The sequence below is a fragment of the Sporosarcina sp. P2 genome, assembly GCF_002743255.1.
Classification (GTDB): Bacteria; Bacillota; Bacilli; order Bacillales_A; family Planococcaceae; genus Sporosarcina.
In genome coordinates this window covers 45,814-63,343 of the sequence record NZ_PDYY01000001.1, presented here as the reverse complement: position 1 = coordinate 63,343, position 17,530 = coordinate 45,814, and the positions used below count along the sequence as shown (strand labels likewise).

General features: G+C 41.3%; 15 protein-coding genes and 1 pseudogene. 3 read left to right on the top strand and 13 right to left on the bottom strand.

Features of this window, described 5'->3' with window-relative positions; genetic code table 11:
• Positions 1-240 precede the first annotated feature (240 nt).
• The 5 genes from CSV67_RS00300 to sppA all read right to left on the bottom strand — a co-directional run bounded on the left by CSV67_RS00300 (position 241) and on the right by sppA (position 4,681).
• Positions 241-1,467: an acetate kinase gene (locus tag CSV67_RS00300; RefSeq protein WP_099629643.1), complete on the bottom strand. Its 1,227-nt coding sequence runs from the start codon at positions 1,465-1,467 to the stop codon at positions 241-243.
• Positions 1,468-1,614: 147 nt separating this feature from the next.
• Positions 1,615-2,529 carry a class I SAM-dependent methyltransferase gene (locus CSV67_RS00295; protein ID WP_099630000.1) on the bottom strand — a complete coding sequence of 305 codons (915 nt, stop codon included), beginning with the start codon at positions 2,527-2,529 and terminating at the stop codon, positions 1,615-1,617.
• A 52-nt stretch (positions 2,530-2,581) separates the two neighbouring features.
• Positions 2,582-3,085: a thiol peroxidase gene (tpx, locus tag CSV67_RS00290; protein WP_099629642.1), complete on the bottom strand. Its 504-nt coding sequence runs from the start codon at positions 3,083-3,085 to the stop codon at positions 2,582-2,584.
• Positions 3,086-3,113: 28 nt separating this feature from the next.
• A complete protein-coding gene (locus tag CSV67_RS00285; protein ID WP_233192511.1) occupies positions 3,114-3,659 on the bottom strand; it encodes an RDD family protein in 546 nt (181 codons plus the stop codon).
• Between the two features lie 17 nt (positions 3,660-3,676).
• Entirely contained in the window at positions 3,677-4,681 is a 1,005-nt protein-coding gene (gene sppA, locus CSV67_RS00280) for a signal peptide peptidase SppA (RefSeq protein WP_099629641.1), read from the bottom strand.
• Between the two features lie 104 nt (positions 4,682-4,785).
• Here sppA and CSV67_RS00275 point away from each other — a divergent pair, with 104 nt between their 5' ends.
• Complete coding sequence (locus CSV67_RS00275; protein WP_099629640.1) at positions 4,786-5,586, top strand: NAD kinase; 801 nt, start codon at positions 4,786-4,788, stop codon at positions 5,584-5,586.
• Between the two features lie 75 nt (positions 5,587-5,661).
• Here CSV67_RS00275 and mbcS read toward each other — a convergent pair.
• The 6 genes and pseudogenes from mbcS to CSV67_RS00245 all read right to left on the bottom strand — a co-directional run bounded on the left by mbcS (position 5,662) and on the right by CSV67_RS00245 (position 14,108).
• Positions 5,662-7,240, bottom strand: a pseudogene (gene mbcS, locus CSV67_RS00270) (acyl-CoA synthetase MbcS).
• Between the two features lie 322 nt (positions 7,241-7,562).
• The gene (locus tag CSV67_RS00265) at positions 7,563-7,778 is read right to left on the bottom strand and encodes an alpha/beta-type small acid-soluble spore protein (protein ID WP_099629639.1); all 216 of its coding nucleotides are present in this window, start codon (positions 7,776-7,778) and stop codon (positions 7,563-7,565) included.
• Positions 7,779-7,855: 77 nt separating this feature from the next.
• Positions 7,856-9,058, bottom strand: a complete 1,203-nt coding sequence (gene thiI, locus CSV67_RS00260) for a tRNA uracil 4-sulfurtransferase ThiI (protein WP_099629638.1) — start codon at positions 9,056-9,058, stop codon at positions 7,856-7,858.
• Positions 9,055-10,188 (bottom strand): cysteine desulfurase family protein, encoded by a 1,134-nt coding sequence (locus CSV67_RS00255; protein ID WP_099629637.1) that lies wholly within the window; start codon positions 10,186-10,188, stop codon positions 9,055-9,057. Before CSV67_RS00255 ends, thiI begins: the two co-directional genes overlap by 4 nt.
• 73 nt (positions 10,189-10,261) lie before the next feature.
• A complete protein-coding gene (gene ezrA, locus CSV67_RS00250; protein ID WP_099629636.1) occupies positions 10,262-11,953 on the bottom strand; it encodes a septation ring formation regulator EzrA in 1,692 nt (563 codons plus the stop codon).
• Positions 11,954-12,158: 205 nt separating this feature from the next.
• Entirely contained in the window at positions 12,159-14,108 is a 1,950-nt protein-coding gene (locus CSV67_RS00245; RefSeq protein ID WP_158232851.1) for a flagellar assembly protein A, read from the bottom strand.
• Positions 14,109-14,287: 179 nt separating this feature from the next.
• On the opposite strand from CSV67_RS00245, the gene CSV67_RS00240 reads away from it, so the two are divergent.
• Positions 14,288-15,094 carry a S1C family serine protease gene (locus tag CSV67_RS00240; protein ID WP_099629634.1) on the top strand — a complete coding sequence of 269 codons (807 nt, stop codon included), beginning with the start codon at positions 14,288-14,290 and terminating at the stop codon, positions 15,092-15,094.
• A gap of 97 nt (positions 15,095-15,191) precedes the next feature.
• Here the strand turns inward: CSV67_RS00240 and CSV67_RS00235 are convergent, their stop codons facing one another.
• Positions 15,192-15,509, bottom strand: coding sequence for a YflT domain-containing protein (locus CSV67_RS00235; RefSeq protein ID WP_099629633.1), 318 nt, complete (start codon positions 15,507-15,509; stop codon positions 15,192-15,194).
• 215 nt (positions 15,510-15,724) lie between these two features.
• Here CSV67_RS00235 and CSV67_RS00230 point away from each other — a divergent pair, with 215 nt between their 5' ends.
• Positions 15,725-16,105: a carboxymuconolactone decarboxylase family protein gene (locus tag CSV67_RS00230; protein ID WP_199173094.1), complete on the top strand. Its 381-nt coding sequence runs from the start codon at positions 15,725-15,727 to the stop codon at positions 16,103-16,105.
• Positions 16,106-16,149: 44 nt separating this feature from the next.
• Here the strand turns inward: CSV67_RS00230 and CSV67_RS00225 are convergent, their stop codons facing one another.
• On the bottom strand, positions 16,150-17,298 hold the full coding sequence (locus CSV67_RS00225) for a baeRF3 domain-containing protein (RefSeq protein WP_099629632.1): 1,149 nt from the start codon (positions 17,296-17,298) through the stop codon (positions 16,150-16,152).
• Positions 17,299-17,530: the final 232 nt, after the last annotated feature.

Sequence of the window (17,530 nt, the reverse complement as noted above, 5' to 3'; positions counted from 1 at the left end):
TCGATTTCTTGTGGCAGTTTTTTCTTGCGTATATTGTTAGAGATATAGTATAGCGGGCACCGTTGATCGACATTCTAGGCGGACTCTTTCCCATGTAGACTTTTGAATACACTTATGTCGAGGCACATACTCCTAACGCATCGCTTTACCCCGCAAAAGCCGTAGAGAATGAATTGAAGTGCTGCTTGAATAATAAAAGTCCCGACTATCAGCGTTCTGACGGTCGGGACTTTGTTTTATTTATTCAACTGCTACTTTCTCTGCTTCTTCTGGTACTGAAATTCCGGCGATTCGCACTGTATCGCGAGCTAGCATGATTTCTTCGTTTGTCGGGATGATGAGTACTTTGACTGGTGAGTGTGGGAAGCTAATGTACGCTTCTTCGCCGCGAATATTGTTTAGGCTTGGATCAAAGTAGACACCCATAAATTCTAATCCGTTCATTACTTTTTCACGAACGATTGCACTGTTCTCTCCAATTCCGGCTGTGAAGATGATCGCATCCACTCCACCCATTCCAGCCGCGTATTGCCCGATGTGCTGGTGGATCCGGTCTGTGAAGACATCGAGTGCCAATTGCGCACGGTGATTGCCTTGTTCTGCAGCTTCCGTAATATCGCGTAAGTCGCTTGAAAATCCACTGATTCCAAGTAGTCCTGATTTTTTATTTAATGTGTTGACTACTTCTTCAGCTGACTCGTTCGTATGTTCCATCATATATGGAATAAGAGCCGGGTCAATATTACCTGAACGCGTACCCATAATTACTCCTGCTAACGGAGTGAAGCCCATGGATGTGTCCACTGACTTACCACCTTTAACAGCTGCAATACTCGCACCGTTACCTAAGTGACAAGAGATGAGACGTGTGTCTTCAAGAGGTCTATTCAAGATCTTGGCAGCACGCTCCGTTACGTATTTATGGCTCGTCCCATGGAAACCGTATTTACGAATTCCATACTTTTCATAGTATTCATATGGTAACGCATACAAAAACGCTTTCTCGGGCATTGTCTGATGGAATGCTGTATCAAAGATTGCAACAGATGGTGTAGTTGGCAAAGCTTTCTCAAACGCTTTAATTCCTACAATATTTGCTGGATTATGCAAAGGCGCGAAACTTGAAATCTCTTCAAGCTTCTCAACTACTTCGTCAGTAATTAATACCGAATCACTGTATAGCTCTCCCCCGTGAACTACACGGTGACCGATTCCGTCAATTTCATCATATGACGAAACGACTCCCTCACTCAGTAAATGTTCCAAAAGCATTTCCACGGCCATCGAGTGATTAGTAATATCTACTACTTTCTCGATTTTTTTTTCGGCAGTTGCCATTGTAAATACAGAATTCTCCATCCCAATTCGTTCGAATAACCCCTTAGTAATTTCTTCTTCGTTCGTCATTTCAATCAATTGAAACTTCAATGAAGAACTTCCAGCATTGATCGACAAGATCTTCGGCACAAATATCCACCCCTTATAATAATTACGTCGTAGAACGTTTTAATTTATTATAGTATCTACCTATTCTAAAAGCAATTGAATTCATGAGTTGTGCGCTATCTTTCTGCCAATGGATTATTTTAAAAAAAGAGGTAAAGTGACTATTCGTCACTTTACCTCTTCTTGCATCCACGCACTTAGTTTATTGAAGAACTGTTGCATAGCAGTAGCGTTCCCAAGTTCAGGTATTTTCGCTAACAACACATCCGGTAAGACAAAGTTCTCATTTGGTGGCTGTTGTAACAATAAAATACTTTTAGCAAAGCGTTGATCTGCAAATAATGAAGAAGGTAGTTCAAGCAAGCCCCTCAATAATTTATGTTCTTTGACAAATTTCAAAATAGGTTCTGCTCCTTCAGCAGTTAACAACTTGGAAGGAACGATGAATAATCCGTAACCGCCCGGCTTCACATAGCGCATAGATTGCTCAATATACAAATAATGAGAGAACGCATGACCTTCCGGTGCCATTAGTTCATAATCCATAGCCACTTCATCGTCAGGGTAATAGCCTACAGGTAAATCACTTACTACCGCATCCACTACGTCAATAGGTAACGGACGAAGCGCATCTTGTAGATAAAATGATACCGGTAGCTCCAATAAATTGGCTGTCGCTGCAGCGATTTGAATCAACACATCATCGATTTCAACTGCATTGGCAGAAGCGGAACCTTTGTATTGATTTAATACTGTAAACAATAGATTCCCCGTTCCTGCCGCAGGATCGAGTAACGTTACAGGTTGTCTGGAATCCAATAATTTATTGACTAGATAACCCATCAAAAAGCCAATCGTATCCGGAGTCATTTGGTGATGAGCTTGTGTGGACTGCTTCAATCCTTTTAATAAGGCTAGCTGAATACCTTTACGAATTTCTTCTTTATCAGGATCTTGTAAGTCTACTGCTGACGGTTGATCTAGCCATTTTTCACTAGCTTCGAGCACAGCATCCAAATACAAACCTTCCGTAGCCGCCGCATGATTATCGTAATACGTAAAAACTTTTTCCGTGTTGTTCATTTGAAATTCCTCCAAGAAGAAACCCACCTCTCGTTTCAGGTGGGTTTTTTAATTAATTCAATTCTTTTACTGCTTTAATCGCTGCATCATAGTCCGGGTGGTCAGTCGCTTCACTTACATACTCTACGTATGTGACTTTGTCGTCACGATCGACAACGAAGATTGAACGGGTCAATAAACGTAATTCCTCAATCGCTGTACCGAATGCTGTACCAAATGAAAGATCGCGATGATCAGAGTATAAGTGTAAATTTTCCACTTTCTCATTTTCTTTCCAACGTCCTTGTGCAAACGGAAGATCGCAAGAAATTGTCATGACTTCCACATCGTCACCGAGAGCTGTTGCTTCGTCGTTGAAACGCTTTGTCTGGATGGAACATACACCTGTATCAACAGAAGGGACCACACTGATCAAACGTACTTTACCTTTTGAATCTTCAAGTGTAACAGGATTCAAATCATTAGCAAGCACTGTGAAGCTTGGTGCCTGATCTCCAACTTTTACTTCTGAACCTAACAGATGAATCGGATTATCTTTGAATGTAACTTGTACCATACCTAACCACTCCTTTTAATCTAGTGTACTAAACCGTAGGGTCATCATGCAACTGATGGTGTTCAGGATGAATGATTTTCTGCACTTCTTTTCTCTCGAATGTTCGTTCATGCACGACAACCGTGTCGGCAAAGACATCATGAAGGGCTTTCTTTTGAGGTAAGAACAAAACAAGCAAATACAGAATCCATAGCATTTGTGAAATGAAACGGCCGAAACCTTCTCTAAAAATAACGGAGCCCCAACTTACTTTCTCACCGTTTGATTTCATCACACGAATTCCCATGATCATTTTCCCTACGGTTTGCCCTGCTATTTTCGTCATCAAGATAAAATACAACAATAACAAGACAAGGGCAGTCACTTTATACGGACTGAATAAAAAAGCAGAGGGCTTGGTGATCGCAATATCAAGTACGCGAAACACCGGCTTGATAAAGATGCCGCTAATTGCCGAAATGATCAGCATGTCGATTAAAAATGCCCACAGTCTGATCCAGAAACCTGCATATTTTGGTACGAGTGTCTGTTCAAGTCGCACAGTTGGTTGCGTATCCAGCAGTTCATTCGTCATGATCGTTTCCCTCCTTCTCATTCACCGTATAAATACATCATGCGTGGTGCTGTATTTTCAGTCAGTAATTTCTTCATGATTTGTGATTCGACATCGCCATTGAATACATCATGTGCTTTGATGGATAGAATAGCTTTTAAATTAGTAGGCATTCCATATTCAAATACTTCTGCCTTTTCTAAGTGATAATCTTCTTTCATAGCAGCAATGACTGCCGGTAACTTACCATAATCATCTGCAAGTCCCGCTTCAATTGCTTGGCGGCCATTCATAACACGTCCATCCGCTACTTTACGGACAGCAGCTTCTGACATACCGCGTCCATCTACAATAATATCAACGAAACGCTTATACGAATCGTCAATCATTTCCTGTAGCATGGCACGTTCTTCAGGCTTCATCTCTCGAGTCGGGCTCATCATGTCTTTATATTGACCTGACTTGATCGTCGGGAATTCCACACCGTATTTTTCGGCCAACTTTCCGTAGTTAACCGATTGCATGATCACACCAATTGAACCAGTCAATGTTTCAGGATGAACATAAATTTTATCGGCAGGAGCTGAAATATAATAACCTCCTGAAGCCGCCATGCCACCCATCGCAGCGTAGACTGGAATTTCTTTCGTTTCCTGAATTTCTGTAATGGCATCATAAATATCAGATGACTCCAATACACCGCCACCTGGTGTATTAACAGACAGCACAATTCCTTTCACCGAGTCGTCATTCGCTACTTCTTTCAATTGCGTCATGAATTGTTTATGGTTGTATTCCGCTCCACTAAAGAGTGTCGCTTCACCAACGTCTTGTATGACGCCATCCACTGTCAATACTGCAATTCGCTCATTGACGCTTCCTTCTTCTACTACTGTTTCTTGCACTTTCGTCTCCATCAAATTGATTTCATTGACGAAACTGTTCCAGTCTCTCGTGAAGACCCATGACATCGCGTTAATACCAACCGACACAATAATCAATGTGGCGGCTACTGCTACAGCAATCCATCTTTTTGCATTCATACTATATTTCCTCCTTTGTTCACATCTACCTATACGTTCCTAATCGTCCAAATGTTTCATTCGTGTTACAATTATTTTATTATCTGAAAAAGGAGACGATTCAAATGGATTCTCTACATACCATTTTTCTCTTTAGCCGTTTGGACGAAGACACCGTCCATAAAAAACATGTGATTACACAACGCCTTAAAAAAGAAGGTTTCAAACTAACAGAAGATCATACGAAAGCCAATGTAGTCATCAGTATCGGCAGTGACGGCACATTCCTACAAGCTGTTCGTAAAACCGATTTTCGCCAGGATGTTCTTTACCTTGGAGCATCTGTAAAAGGGGCACACGGCGTCTATTGTGATTTCAAATATGATGACATTAGTTCCCTTATACACACACTACAACAAGCAACGATCGAAGAGCGCCATTATCCGCTCCTTGAAGTGTCGATTAACGAGCAGAATCCGTTCTTATGCCTGAATGAATTCAGTATACGTTCTACTATTATTCGAACATTTGTCATGGATATTTACATCGATGACTTATTATTCGAAACATTCCTCGGCGACGGTATGATCATCTCCACGCCAACAGGTAGTACAGCGTATAATAAATCTGTTAAAGGCGCTGTAATTGATCCGCGGCTACCTTCTTTCCAAGTGACAGAGCTTGCATCGGTTAACAATAATCGGTACCGTACGCTCGGCACGTCGTTCATCCTAAGCAATGAACGAACATTGACGCTCAATATCCAACAAGAAGGCAATGAATTTCCTTCCATTGCAGCAGACAACGAAGCGCTCGGTATCAAACAAGTAGGGAAAGTAGAAGCACGACTAAGCCATAAAGTCATTCGTACCGCAAAACTTCCAGATAACTCTTTCTTCGAAAAAGTCCAACGTACGTTCTTCTGAAATGAACCGAAAAAGACTGTCAATAGTCAGAACAAAACGACTCTTGACAGTCCTTTTTAACCCCTTACGACCACATCAATTTTGATTTTGCTCTTTTTTACGCAACTCAATACGCATGATTTTTCCTGAAGATGTTTTTGGCAACTCTTCTAAAAACTCAATCTTACGAGGATATTTATAAGGTGCCGTCAGTTCTTTGACATGATTTTGCAACTCTTTTACGAGTTTCTCAGTTGATTCTACCGTATCATCGCGCAAGACGACAAATGCTTTCACGACGTTTCCACGTTCAGGATCAGGGCTTGCTACTACCGCACACTCACGAACTGCAGGATGCTTGATCAAAGCATCTTCCACTTCGAACGGTCCAATCGTATAACCCGAGCTCACAATGATATCATCGCCTCGCCCTTCAAACCAGAAATAGCCTTCTTCATCCTTTTTCGCTCGGTCTCCGGTAATATAATAATCCCCTCTAAATTGCATCTTCGTGCGTTCAGGGTCATTTAAGTACTCTTGAAACAGTGCAGGTGTTGATTTATGAACGGCAATATCGCCCACTACACCTACGTCTGCCGGTTTACCTTCCTCATTAATGACCTCTACGATATTTCCCGGTGTAGGTTTACCCATTGATCCAGGACGCGCTACCATTCCAATCATCGTACCAACAAGCAACGTATTCTCTGTTTGTCCATATCCATCACGGACAGAAAGCGAAAACTGCTTTTCGAAAATATCAATGACACCACGATTTAATGGTTCTCCCGCTGAGACAGCACTTTTCAAAGAGGCTAGTGAAAACGCATCTAAATTTTTAGCTTTTGCTATAAATCGGTATTCAGTCGGCGTACAACAAAGAACATTGACTTGGTAATCATCCAGGAACTGTAAGTATTTATCTACATCGAATTTACCGCTATAGACAAAACCTACCGCACCGCTTCCTAGAACAGATAAGAACGGTGTCCAAATCCACTTCTGCCATCCTGGTGCCGCTGTAGCCCATACAATATCATGTTCTTCAATACCTAACCAGTTGGGTGCAGTCGTTCGTAAGTGTGCATATCCCCAGCCATGTGTATGTACTACACCTTTCGGCTTGCCTGTCGTACCAGATGTATACGACAGAAACGCCATATCGTCACTAGCGGTATCACAAGCGGTAAACTCTGACGAAGCATTCTTTTCTTGTGCAGTCAAGGAGACTTCCCCTTCTTTTGCTTCACCGATAATATAGACTGTCACTTTTTCAAGATTTTCTACGTGTTCAAGTTGATCAGTAAAAGCATCAAATGCAATAATTGCTTTTGCGTTACTGTGTTCAATTCGATATTCAATTTCGGAGGAACGTAGCATTTCAGAACTAGGGATTACAACAAGTCCTGCCTTTAGTGCACCAATGTATGTCACTATACGCTTCAATCATGCGCGGCACCATGACCAGCACTACATCCCCTTTTTTCAAGCCATTCGATGTCAGCACGTTCGCTGTACGGTTAGCTGCTTGGATGAGTTCGTCATACGTTACTTGCTGTTCTTGATTTTGCGCATCTACATAAATTAATGCTTTTCTGCCATCACCCGTTGCGTATTTTTCGAATTCCGAAACAATATTGTAGCGAGCGGGCGCAAGTAGTTCTTCTCGGTTCATTTCCATTCCCCCTTTTTGCGTAATACTACAAGTATACAAATAGAATGGTGAAATTTCAAAACTTTATATACTTTTCTTCATTATACTGGTACGAAACGTATAGTATACCGGGTTTTTCGGTATGCTAGTTGGAATGAATGATGAAGCTTGCACTGTTGTTGGGGTGGGATTGGCGCTTCGGAGGGGACGCTTCAATCCCATCACACTAATCATCGCTTCACTTATCTTATTCCATTTAGCACTTGAACTCACCCCTTTAACTTAAAATCAATCCAAAAAAGATGCCCCAAGAAGCACTATGGCTTCCGAGGCATCCCATGTCTTACGATTGCTGATTAGAATTGTTCATTTGTGATTGAGCCTGACGCACTAATCGCTTTGTAATTTCTCCGCCGACGGATCCGTTGGCACGCGATGTGGAATCTGGCCCAAGTTGTACTCCAAATTCAGAAGCAATTTCTTCCTTCATTTGGTTAAGTGCTTGTTGCGCTCCGGGAACTAACAATTGGTTTGAGTTGTTGTTGTTGCTACTTGGCATGTCGTTCACCTCCTTGTGACATTAGAATGGTCACTTTTCAAAATATCATGCAAGGAAGATAATAGGTAATTTTTTCTTTACAACATGTCTTCGAAGTCTTCTTCTGTCTGTCTGCTCGGAATCGTCGTAACACGTCGGCTTGCGACTTCCGTCACCATGTCATCAAACTCCTGGAAGCTTTCGTAATACGCCACTTTTTCAACTTGCGGTTTCGTTTTATTGCTCGGTGGCGTAAATACGGTACAGCAATCATCATATGGACGGATAGAAATATCGTACGTGCCAATTTTTTCAGCAATCTGGATGATTTCTAATTTATCCATTGCGATGAGCGGACGCAAGATAGGTGTATTCGTGACTTCGTTAATAGCTGTCAAACTTTCCAGTGTCTGGCTTGCTACTTGCCCTAGGCTGTCACCTGTGATCAAACCAAGGGAATTCGTGTCTTTCCGTACTTGTTCAGCAACTTTCATCATCATTCGTCTTGTAGTCGTCATCGACAAATTGCTTGGTACTTGTTTAACAATCGCTTGTTGCAACTCCGTAAACGGAATAACATGCAAGCGAATGACTGCGCCGAATTTCGTTAGTTGTCTGACAATGTCTTCCACTTTTTCTAACGCCAAATCGCTCGTGAACGGCGGGCTGGCAAAGTGAATGGCATCAAATGACACTCCGCGCTTCATCATCATATAGCCTGCTACTGGACTGTCGATTCCTCCCGACAATAATAGCAATGAGTGGCCATTGGAGCCAACTGGCATGCCACCTGCGCCTTTATAGGTGTGTGAAGAGATATATGCTGCTTCTTGCTGGATCTCTACATATAATAAAATTTCAGGTTTCTTCATTTGAACGATCAAATCAGGGAACGCCCTCAATACATGACCACCCAATTCTTGTTGCAATTCCCCTGTATTGAGTGGGAAACGTTTGTCTGTACGTTTGACATCTACTTTAAATGTCTTGCCAGCAGTTTCCGTTTTACCTAGAACTTTTAATGAAGTTTCTTTAATATCCTCAACTGTAGGTTCGCAAATTACAATCGGACTGAATGATTGAATGCCAAAAATCGACGGCAATATTTCAACAGCACGATCTAGTTCTTCAGGTTTTTCTGCATAAATGAACATCCGGTCACGTTCTGCACGCATCGTAACAGTTCCCAAATCGGACAAAGCGGCTTTTATATTCGCCTTTAGTTTACGTATAAATTTACTTTTATTCTTTCCTTTTAGCGACATTTCACCATATCGAATTAAAATGGTATTCCAGTTCATTTCCCCACTCCTTTTCTAATCAGCTCGACTAATTGACGAACCGCTACTTTCAATTGTTCAATTTCTTCATTTGTTTGATTTTTACCTAAGCTAATTCTAATGACGCCTTTTTCAAACGCTCGGGGTACATGGATCGCTTCAACCACGTGGCTTACATCCGAATTCTTGGATGAACAAGCACTTGAAGTCGAGACGATTATTCCCTGTTGTTGCAGGAAGTTAATCGCTATCTCCCCTGTTATCCGTGCAAATGCAACGGATAGTATATAAGGTGCACTCGCGTTTGGTGCCAATACTTTGCATTCATCTATTTCCGAGAAAAACGCAACCAGTTCATGGCGCCATTGCTGGAACTGCTGCATATTTATTTCTTCTACAAGTAAACGGGCCGCTTTCGCAAGTGCCGCCGCATGTGGCACCGATACGGTTCCGCTACGCAATTTATGTTCTTGTCCGCCACCAAAGACCATGGGTTGCAGTCGTATATTGTGACGATACGCTAGAAATCCACTATTTTTTATTCCATAAATTTTATGGGCCGATAATGAAACAAGATCGGGACCATCCGTAAAATCAGTAAGCAAGAGTTTTCCAAAGCTTTGCACACAATCGGAATGGAACATTGCACGTGAAGATGAATGAATGATTTTCGCGCATTCCTCAATGGGCTGAATCGTACCAATTTCATTGTTAACATGCATGATACTAACTAAAATCGTATCTTTTTGCAACTTCGCTTGGAGTTCGTCCAATGAAATTCTTCCCTCTTCATCTACAGTTAGATAATCCACAATGAAGTGTTGTTTTTCCAATTCCTTGAAAACATTCAATACAGAAGGATGTTCGATACATGTCGTAACTAGATGACGACCTTTATGTTGGTTGGCGTATACATAACCTAGTATGGCAAGATTATTGGATTCTGTTCCGCCTGAAGTAAAGATTCCTTCCGTCAATCCTAGTCCGATTGTTCCAAGCAGTTGTGTTCGCGCACGTTCCAATAATTTTTCTGTACGTTTTCCTTCCGCATGTAGCGATGCAGGATTGGCAAAATACGTTTCGGAAGCATCCATGAACGTGCGGAGAACTCTTTCATCCGGCTTGGTTGTGGCGCTATGATCAAAATACATACGTACTCTCTCCTTTCTATATGAATGAGCGAAACAAAGCCACCGGAAAACCGGTGGCTTTGTCGGAATATAATTATACTTTAACTTGAATCATACCTTGAATCTTTTTCAAGGCGCCTGGTTCAACTTCTTCCACCGCAGTACCTGCTTCTTCCAATGCTCTTAAGTAGCGGCATTGCATGAAGGACTCTTCAGCTTTCAACAATTTAGTGTGAACGTCCGGATGAGATGCACGGTAACGGTTACCGTATTGGATGATTCGTTCTACAAGCAATGCATTTTCAATCATATCTGCAGCTTTCGCACAAACATCAGTGACTACTGTATCTGCTTTTTCAACATATGATTCAACCAACGCCATATTAAGTGGCACTTCTTCCAAACTTTGCTTCACAATGAAGATTTGTTCATCTGCTTCTTCAAGTTGCACTTCCATATCATCGGGAATTCCCGGGATATTGGCACGGTGTAAATTACGATCCGCAATTTGAAGTTGCTGTGCAAGAGTCACAATGCGGGAACGTACGAGATTTTCGTCGATCCGAAGATTCTTAATACGACTACTGAACTTGGAATGCGCATCAGAAATGGCATCCAATTCTTCCACTAGCTCTTGCAACTCAATTTGTTGAGCGGAGTATGCCAAGTTTTTCGCATCTTGACGTTCGATGAATATTTCAATTCGCTTCGCCAATGCGTTCAATTTTTGCAATGCCATTTGTGGAATAACGACTTCATTTTCATCAAGACGGTAACTTTGTTGAACGAATTTCACTTCTTCAATCGTATCCGGAATCGCATATTGAAGTTCTTCAAACAGATCCAACATTTGATCCAAATGCTCATCTACGTAATGACGGGAACTAACTTCCTCTTCCAATACATCATAGAATGATTCGATTTCGTCATGAATTTCATTTACTTCCGCTGCTACTTCTTCCACATCCAAGCGTGCTAATAACTGTCGAAGATCCGCAATTTGTTGTTCGATTTTTTCGAAACGAGAAGGCATTTTCAGGTGTCCTAAATAATACTCCTGACCTTCCATTTCGATAATTCCTTTACGCAATTCTCGCAAAGCCGCAGGTATTTTCGTCTGCAACTCATTAAGTAATGCAGGAATCTCATCGAGTAAAAACGAAAAGCGTTCTTCTTTTGCTCCTAGTACAATCACAATTTCACGCGCTTGTAAGTAGTTGCCATTGTCGATAAGTGCGTCGTATTCTTCAAACCTTGGATTGAAGGACTCCCACTCTTTCTCTAAAGACTCCACTGCCGGTCCAAATGCGTACTGATGAGCTAAGATCTTTTTGCGCGCGGCACGGTGATGTTCTTTTACCGTTTCTATTTCGAACCGATTTCTTTCTTCACTGCCGATCAGTTCGTTTAATTCCTGCAAGATCGTTCGCATCTCTTTTTCACATTCGTTCAAGATTTCGCGGATCTGTTTTTCTGTTTCCGTTGCTTTCTTAAAGCGGAAACGATCAACTTGCCCTTCAGCATCCAGTAAAAGCATATCTACATTATGAAGGCGATCATCTACTACTTCTGTCCAATTATTGCGCCATCTCTCGAACATTTCTTCTGTTTCGCCAGTCATGTTCAACTGCTTTACTTTCGTCATTTCTTCAAATATTGGCTCGTTTTGAATTTGTAATTTTTCTTGTTCCATTTCACTGATTTCTTGTATATGCTTTCGCCTAGACAGAAATGCCATCACTGTTAGAACAATGATGATAACTAATGGAATGATGACGTATATCATCTCACTATGATCCCCCTATCCCACACTTCGCGCATAAAGTGACTACTTTAGATATTATAGTATATCGTAACATGTTTAAAGCATTTTCGTCTTCTATTCACATCTTTTTTAAAAAACTACGAACTTTTTATCATATCTTAGGATATTTCAAGATGAATTCCTCTATTTCCACATTTTCTATTTGTAAATTTGGCGAATTATTCATTTACTTAATAGATAAAAGGCCTTCCTCATTTAATTTTGCTGTTACATGCTGGCGAATCTGCAAGATTTCATGGTGTTGCGAACCAATTTGAATCCATGTCCCGGGATATGCCTTTCCAATTTGTATGATTCCTCCTGCATTTGTCTGAATACATGTTTTCACTCCTGCGGGCGATCCCGTTTCATCCAATTCTATATGTCTCCCCGCAATGACTTCCCCGCCACGACATACGCCTTTAATAGTAATATCTTGAAGCGCTGTAAGAGAACAATTATAGACTCCTTTTGAGCGGATATGGATATCTCCGTTACTGTACAAAATACTATTCAATGCGAAGGCCGCTTGTAATACAGATTCCGGACGAATTTCTTCACCGTAAATTTCAATTAATTGATTCGCTTTCTCGATCAATTTTCGTAAATAGAGAACATTCGTATGTTCCTCTCTAAGTGGGTCGACAAATAACTGATATAAACGCTCAGCTAAACCTAGCCATTCTTGATCCAATCTTCTCGTATGATTTTTCACTACTTGTATAAAGTGTCGATTCATGTCTGTAAACGCCGCATATTTTTGCTCCAATAATAACTGAATGACTTGCTTCAATATAAACGGCGGCACCTCTACAGGGTCCTCACCACGTAATGCAAAGATTTGAACGAGCGCTGAGTCGATATTGCGTAAGTAGTCGAGAATTTCCTTCAAATCATTGATCATCATCGTAATAACCTTTTCCTGAATGCCTACTGTGACAGTGGATGAGAAAATACTCCCTTGAATGAATACAGACTTGGTTCCGCGAATGGAGGCCTTTGTGCAATTCCTCATAATCGTGATGAAGCCTGAAGCCGCAATGAACATGGAAGGATGCACACTCCCGCCAATCCATACATCTCCTTCAAAATGAATATTGCCGCTTTCCAAGCTGACATCTGCAGCATGCCGATATTCTCGATTCACATAAATCTTTGCGAGTTTACTGCGCCACTCAATAACGGGTCTTCCATCAATTTTCGCATAGAGCTTATGCAGTATACTATCTACAGTAGGACCTGGACGGACGATCACGTCTTTAGGTGGTTTCACTTTATACGTTACGCCTAGTACATTTATGCCGTTGACCCCTTGTACCGCTGGGATATACGTAGCTATCAGCTGACCCGCTTTCACGGTCGGAATAAAGTTATGCTCGCGGAAATCAATAGGAGCATCATCATCACCTTCTGGCTTTTTGAAATTCAAATGAATGTCCAAACGTGCATCTTGACTTTCAATAGGAAGAATTCCTCGAGCAACGACAAATTCTGAGAACTCAAGTGTATTTACAGCTTGCTGAATACCATTCATGGACATATAGGAAGGATCAATCCCCATACGATGCAGTTCTTCCATTAGCGAATCTATCGTCAACTCGTTGAATACATGTACTTTTTCAATTGCTTGGATTTTGAGAACTTGTTTCCAAGACGTATTCTGCAATGTACGCGTGATTCTTTTTCCAGGCTTCACTAAAGCAGTCGCAATCATCTGATCATCACTCAGTTGAATGACGAGTTGAGTATTCACTTCTTCGGTAATTGCCTCACACTCTACACGATCTGTCTGCTCTAAGATCGTCCGTCCTGTACATTCGATTCCGTTGATCAGCAGTTCGACGCCAGGCGTAGGCACAATAATCGGATAGGCTTGCTTACCAAATCGAACTTCCAATTGTCCATCATGAATACGGACACCCGCAGGAATTTCTTCTAGTTCTTCTTGTATGCTATTCGTTTTTTCTCTTTCAGTAATTGTTACTTCTGCTAACACTCTTTTGAGTCCGAACATTGAGGTGCCCGCGGGTCTTTTTACATGGATGTGAACGTCATCTATTGTCAATTGCAGAATTTTAAGCGCATCTTTGATCGCCTCTCCTACCGTTTCAGCTTGTGTTGTAATGGATCTGGTCATATTTGCACCCCCATCTATATAGCCCTTTATCTTCATATATAGTATAGCATAAAACAGATTCCTTTTAACTATTCTCCAAGACTATTCAGAGCTTTCTAATAACCTCTATTACGAAATCTCCGTTCGCTTCCTTCATATTCATTATCTGATAAACTATGTACGAGAAAGAGGTGGTACTAGTGGATAGCAAAGATCCGTATCAAGAAGATTTGGACGATGATGAGCTGCAAGATCTCGTACTCGAAGCACAACGGGAAGCTTTAGAGAAAGCAGCAGCCGAAAAAAATGTCCGCCGCACCTATCGTCCTTTTCCTAAGTGGATGTTTTGGATTATGGCAACTACGTTAGCACTCAGTACGTTCGCTATCGTTTTTCAGATATATTCCATTCCAGCATTGGAGTTTCTAAAAGCATCTTCAGAGTTATCTTCCGATCCACAAATAGCAGAATTTAAAGAGTCGGTAGTTGTCGTAGCCACAGAAAATACGAAAGGTACAGGCTTTTCCATTAATGAACAAGGTACCATACTAACGAATTTTCATGTAGTAGAAGGAAATGAATCGATGATCGTCTCTTTCCCGGAAGGCGACCGATTTACCGCAGATGTCACACACGTGTTTCCAGACATCGATCTAGCAGTACTCGAGGTCAACGGAACGGATCTTCCTCACTTAACTCTAGCGGAGAAAACGACTTTTTACGATCATGAGCCCATTACGTTTATCGGAAATCCATTGAGTTTTTCAGGAATAGCGAATAAAGGTCACACGATTGACTACATACAGCTAACCGATTGGGACATTCCTGTTGTGATGATCAAGGCTCCTGTTTATAGAGGGAATAGTGGGAGTCCTGTTATTAATGAAGAAGGCGAAGTGATTGGCATTGTCTTTGCTACATTGGATGAGGAAACGCATGGTAAGGTAGGGTTGTTCATTCCTGTAGATGCTTATTACGAGGCAATGGCTAAGGAAAAAAGTATGTGACAGAGAACGGCTCGGGAGTTACATCTTTCTAATCTGTATGTATACACAACAAAACCGGTCAAAGGAGTCATCTCCTTTAACCGGTTTATTTACTGTCTTACTTTTTAGCAACTAGCAATAATTTACCTTTGTCTAGTTCACTTTCGCCTTCTTCAGCTTCTGTTTTTGAAAGGCCGATCGCTTGCATCTGTGCGCGCAATGTATCGCCGCGAGAGGTGAACATGTTCTTCATTGTATTGAGGAAGCCCATCTCTGCCATACCTACTTGTTCTGAATCCAGTGCGTCTGAAATTTTGTCTTCACGATCTTCACTATGTGCGAAAACATAAATCTCATCATGCGTGTAGCCTTGCCCTACCAATTCTTCAATCTTCTTTTTAGCTTGTACTGCGTTCTCTAGGAAAAACTTATCCATTTATTATTACCTCCATTATATATTTGTTTTCTGCTCTATTCATCTATACCTATTCTTAGCTATTATTAAACAATAACGATGAATTTCACATCCTTCGAACCATTATCTTGTTTTAAACTGATAGAAATTACATAATTCCTAACTTGAAAAACAAAGCAATAGTCAGAATATGCTATACTTTCTTTATAACACAGCAAAAACAGGGGGTTATTTCATTGTCAACAGAACGCATTGAAGCAGGTTTAGAGAAGATTAAGGAGTATGTAAGTGAGGAAGAAGCCGAACGCCTGATGACGGCCGACGCATTAAAAGAATTGGCGCCAGATTTACGGAAATACATAGTGGAGTTCGCGTATGGTGAGATTTATTCGCGACCGGGGCTTGATAGTAAACAAAGACAATTAGTGACACTCTCTTCACTTGTCACGCAAGGAGCGACTACACAAATAAAAACGCATATAAAGCGTGCAGTAACAGTCGGTTTTACTAAAACAGAAATCGTGGAGAGCATGATGCAACTCATTCCTTACGTCGGATTTCCACGTGTACAAACCGCGTTGACTGTAGCTAAAGAAGTTTTCGAACAAGAAAAATGACAGGAAAATCCGGCCAAGAGATATCTCTGGGCCGGATTTTCTTCTTACCATCTAAAGATGGCAGCTGCCCCTGTTCCAACAGGCATCCGTTCTTTTGGAAGAACCACTACTTCGCCTCCGGTTTTAAAGACGGTTTCTGCTAAGTCATCCAGTACATCGTCCACTGCAGATCCCTCCAGATTTTCCGTCTGAATTTCTCCTGTTTCTAGGTTGATTCTACCTGGATATTGATAATCGTCTTCCAATATAAGTCGTCTGATTCGGTCTTCACTTGCCGCTTTAGCAATTTCTTCAATGTTTTCGGAAGCTTGGTCGCTCACTTTAGCATTTTCAAAATTTTCCACTAAGTCTTTTGTTTTCTGTAAATACGTGGGTTCTACTAATTCCCACGCCATTTTACGTAACTGTTCAAGACTTAAGGCATCAAAGTCGGACTTAATTCCATCGGCTTGCAAGTATGGATTATGACTTAACTCTTTGAACTGCGTCTGGTATTCTGAAAGTGTTACTAGATATAGAGGGATCTCCATCGGCTTAGAGTAATTCTCTGCAACCGTTCGATCTACGTATCGGAAATAACGCTCAATATCGATATCAATTTCATCTTTTTTACCACCATGTCCATGCAACATCGCCGTTCCAGCAGCGCCACCTGTGTTACCAGCGCCCAAATGCGATTCGGTCACTTGATCTCCAATCGCTTCATTTTTGGTTTTCGCTAATTCCTCAGGGATTTCTACTTCCTCTACACCATATCGATTCCCTTCAAAAAGTTTGAATTCTTGTCTGTTCACACCAAGCAGATGATAACGATCAGCAGATTGGAATACGCGAATAAGCGGTTTGATATGGAAACTGTCCGACACAATCGCCAATTCAGGTACAGGACGTTGCAGTCGATAGGCAATGATGCGATCTTTCGTTGCGAATAATGCGAGTCCATCTCCTGCATGTGCCCAGAAAGGACGCTCGCCTTCTAGTTTCTCAAGAGGAGCCAATAGACTCTTCACTTCATTCACTGCATGTTTTTTCGACAACTCTTGATTCACTTTCTGTAATAAGTTTTTAAATCTGATCGGGTCTTGTTGATTTTCAGGTCGATACCGGTGGGTCGGTTGATAAATGGAGATGCATGTCTCCGCTTGCTCCTTCAAAAACTCATGAGGAAATTCGTTTACAATCTCTACGTTCATCCTAATCCCTCCAATATAAATTTTCCTGCATACAACAGGCTCTATTCAACTTGTTCCCTATTCACTTATTTATAAACTTTACGATTCCGATAGTGTAGAAGCTTATTGACAAACAACTGTAACTCATGTATAGTTATTGATTGGGATTGATAACAGATCTGACATAAAAATGGCGTTCTGCAGATGTTTATTCGGAACACTTATTCATCACTGGCGCGACTATAGGGTCGCA

Coding starts and splice junctions, on each gene's coding strand:
- ezrA (WP_099629636.1), bottom strand. CDS start 11,953: ATGATATACGTCATCATTCCATTAGTTATCATCATTGTTCTAACAGTG.
- CSV67_RS00295 (WP_099630000.1), bottom strand. CDS start 2,529: ATGAACAACACGGAAAAAGTTTTTACGTATTACGATAATCATGCGGCG.
- sppA (WP_099629641.1), bottom strand. CDS start 4,681: ATGAATGCAAAAAGATGGATTGCTGTAGCAGTAGCCGCCACATTGATT.
- CSV67_RS00275 (WP_099629640.1), top strand. CDS start 4,786: ATGGATTCTCTACATACCATTTTTCTCTTTAGCCGTTTGGACGAAGAC.
- CSV67_RS00255 (WP_099629637.1), bottom strand. CDS start 10,188: ATGTATTTTGATCATAGCGCCACAACCAAGCCGGATGAAAGAGTTCTC.
- CSV67_RS00265 (WP_099629639.1), bottom strand. CDS start 7,778: ATGCCAAGTAGCAACAACAACAACTCAAACCAATTGTTAGTTCCCGGA.
- CSV67_RS00225 (WP_099629632.1), bottom strand. CDS start 17,298: ATGAACGTAGAGATTGTAAACGAATTTCCTCATGAGTTTTTGAAGGAG.
- thiI (WP_099629638.1), bottom strand. CDS start 9,058: ATGAACTGGAATACCATTTTAATTCGATATGGTGAAATGTCGCTAAAA.
- tpx (WP_099629642.1), bottom strand. CDS start 3,085: ATGGTACAAGTTACATTCAAAGATAATCCGATTCATCTGTTAGGTTCA.
- CSV67_RS00235 (WP_099629633.1), bottom strand. CDS start 15,509: ATGGATAAGTTTTTCCTAGAGAACGCAGTACAAGCTAAAAAGAAGATT.
- CSV67_RS00285 (WP_233192511.1), bottom strand. CDS start 3,659: ATGACGAATGAACTGCTGGATACGCAACCAACTGTGCGACTTGAACAG.
- CSV67_RS00245 (WP_158232851.1), bottom strand. CDS start 14,108: ATGACCAGATCCATTACAACACAAGCTGAAACGGTAGGAGAGGCGATC.